4 protein-coding genes are annotated in these 2,271 nt (G+C 61.8%); 3 read left to right on the top strand and 1 reads right to left on the bottom strand.

Features of this window, described 5'->3' with window-relative positions; genetic code table 11:
- A partial coding sequence (locus VJ956_RS00020) for a hypothetical protein (protein ID WP_324080360.1) occupies positions 1–180 on the top strand: 180 nt, incomplete at its 5' end.
- Positions 177–1,109 carry a lysylphosphatidylglycerol synthase transmembrane domain-containing protein gene (locus tag VJ956_RS00015; RefSeq protein WP_324080359.1) on the top strand — a complete coding sequence of 311 codons (933 nt, stop codon included), beginning with the start codon at positions 177–179 and terminating at the stop codon, positions 1,107–1,109. The genes VJ956_RS00020 and VJ956_RS00015, both read left to right, overlap by 4 nt.
- On the opposite strand, the gene VJ956_RS00010 is transcribed toward VJ956_RS00015, so the two are convergent.
- Positions 1,084–1,956, bottom strand: a complete 873-nt coding sequence (locus tag VJ956_RS00010) for a RibD family protein (protein WP_324080357.1) — start codon at positions 1,954–1,956, stop codon at positions 1,084–1,086. The two genes, VJ956_RS00015 and VJ956_RS00010, sit on opposite strands and share 26 nt — an antisense overlap.
- Before the next feature lie 82 nt (positions 1,957–2,038).
- Here VJ956_RS00010 and VJ956_RS00005 point away from each other — a divergent pair.
- The coding region (locus VJ956_RS00005) for a helix-turn-helix transcriptional regulator (RefSeq protein ID WP_324080356.1) at positions 2,039–2,271 on the top strand (233 nt) is incomplete at its 3' end.

The following is a 2,271-nucleotide window of genomic DNA, read 5'->3' as shown; positions in this document are numbered from 1 at the left end:
GACCGGGCGCTTCAGGCCGCCCTGATTTGCGGCTGGTGCGAAGCGGCGATGGAGCAGAACCCGGCCCGGCAGAGGCGGATTGAACAATGGCAATCCGCGCGGTTGCGGCAGGCCGAAGCAGGGCGGTTGGCGATTCAGGTGGCGCACCTGGATCTGTTTGCCCGGCCGGTTTTGCCATGAATATTCCGCTGCCGGTCCGCTGGCTGGTCACAGTAACCATTCTGGGCCTTCTGCTCTGGTTGCTTGACACCGATCAGCTGGTGACCGAACTGTCCCGGTTCTCGTTCGCTGCCCTGGGCCTGGCATTGCTGATATCTGTTGCCCAGGTGGCAGTGTCGGCCTGGCGATGGCGCTATACGGTGCACTGCCTGGGCCTGACCCTGACCATGAAGTCAGCGGTGCGGGAATATTATCTGGCCATGTTTCTCAACCAGTGCCTGCCGGGTGGGGTGGCCGGTGACCTGAATCGGGCCTGGCGCCATGGCAGCAGTTCCGGCGCACGGCGGGCGGCTCTGCATGCGGTGCTGATCGAGCGGTTTTCCGGGCAACTGGTCATGTCTGTGGTGGCGCTGTCTGCCGCTGTCTGGCTGATCACGGAATACCCCGGGGTCCGCACGCTGGTCAGCGGCTGGCGAGACGGTGCGATGATCCCGGGGTTGGTGCTGATCATCGGCGTTATTCTGGCGCTGGCCCTTGGCGCCGGTTTATGGCGAAAGGTGCAGCAGTATCTGGTGACTCTGGGCAAGGATATCTATCGCGGGCTGCTGAACCCGCACGCTTTCCCCCGGCAGATACTGTCTTCATTGCTGGTTGTCGCCACCTATCTCGGGGTTTTCTGGGTTCTGGCATTCAGTGCCGACGGCAATATGGGCGCGGTGCACACGATGACCACGCTGGCATTATCGAGTCTTTTACTGCTGGCTATGGTGATTCCCGTGACCGTGGCGGGCTGGGGACTGAGGGAGGGTGTGGCGGCGGTGTTATGGCCATTGGCCGGGCTGCCGTTAGAGCAGGGCGTGGCTCTGAGCGTGGGCTACGGGCTGACCATTCTGTTATCGAGTCTGCCCGGTGGACTGTTTGTATTCAGTCGCCCTGCGATCCAGCCCTGAAATCCAGATCGAACAGCATGTCGCTGCCCAGGTCCACCATATTGGCGGCCGGGCGCAGAGCACTGTCCAGCTGTTCGATCTCCGGCAGTGAGAACGCAGGCCGGCCGCTGCCGATAATCATCGGGGCGACCATGACGTGAAGATGGTCCAGCAGGCCCGCCGTCAGAAACCCCGACACCGTCAATCCGCCGCCTTCGATAAACACCCGTCGCAGGCCGAAATCCGCGAGTACCTGAAGAATGCGCCCCGGGCCGGGCTGCTCCGCGTCCCCCAGGCATGGCACCTCCAGCACACCAGCGCGGGGCAGAACCTTTGCTCCGGGTTCATAGTCGCCGGCCACCAGATGCAGCGTTGGCGACTGTGCGTCGGTAAAAATATCATGGCTTTGCGGAACACGCCGGTGACGGTCAATGACGACCCGCACCGGATTGGGCCCGCTGGCGAGGCGAACGGTGAGCCTGGGGTTGTCTTCCGCGGCGGTGCCGGCGCCGACTACCACTGCATCACAGACGGCCCTCAGCCGGTGCAGATGCCGTAACCCGCCCTCGCCATTGATGTATTTGGAAGCGCCGGTGACAGTTGCGATACGTCCGTCCAGGCTCTGGCCCATCTGCCCGACCACGATCGGCCCGGCGCTTTCCGGCAGATAGCGACACAGGGGCATAAAGGTGGTGAGTAGCTGGCGGGCTTCCGGGTCTGCCGCAACATGAAGCTGCCATTGACCGTTTTCGCCGATTGCCAGTGCGCTCTGGCGGTCATTATCGACGGGCAGAGTGGTATTGCGGCGATTCACCGATTGCAGAATCAGGTCCCAGGCAGTGTTGCTGTCAAGAGCTCGTGCTTCCATCGAGGGTATTTCCGTTTATTGTGCGTACTGCTCAATGTACGATACATTTCTGCAATGAATCACTTCCGAGAGCCATCGCGTTATGCGGTATCTGCAAAGTTTTTATCGTCGCCTCAGGCAGATTCGCGAAACCGCGCAACTGACCCGGGAAGACATTGCCAGTATCTGCAGTGTTGATGAAGCCACAGTGGCAGGCTGGGAGGCCGGCGATATCCGGCAACGAGCCTACCCGGGGGTGACCGAACTGCTGGATTTCTGCCTGCGCACAGACACCGCCCTGGATGAAGTGCTGGACCTCGACGACACCGGCGATAC

It is taken from the genome of Marinobacter sp. (genome assembly GCF_035268745.1).
Taxonomy (GTDB): Bacteria; Pseudomonadota; Gammaproteobacteria; order Pseudomonadales; family Oleiphilaceae; genus Marinobacter.
Note: the sequence above shows the minus strand (reverse complement) of the source record. Positions and strands in the feature narration are given on the sequence as shown.

Bases quoted from the DNA above. Each gene is read 5' to 3' on its own strand.
- VJ956_RS00015 (WP_324080359.1), top strand. From the start codon at position 177: ATGAATATTCCGCTGCCGGTCCGCTGGCTGGTCACAGTAACCATTCTG.
- VJ956_RS00010 (WP_324080357.1), bottom strand. From the start codon at position 1,956: ATGGAAGCACGAGCTCTTGACAGCAACACTGCCTGGGACCTGATTCTG.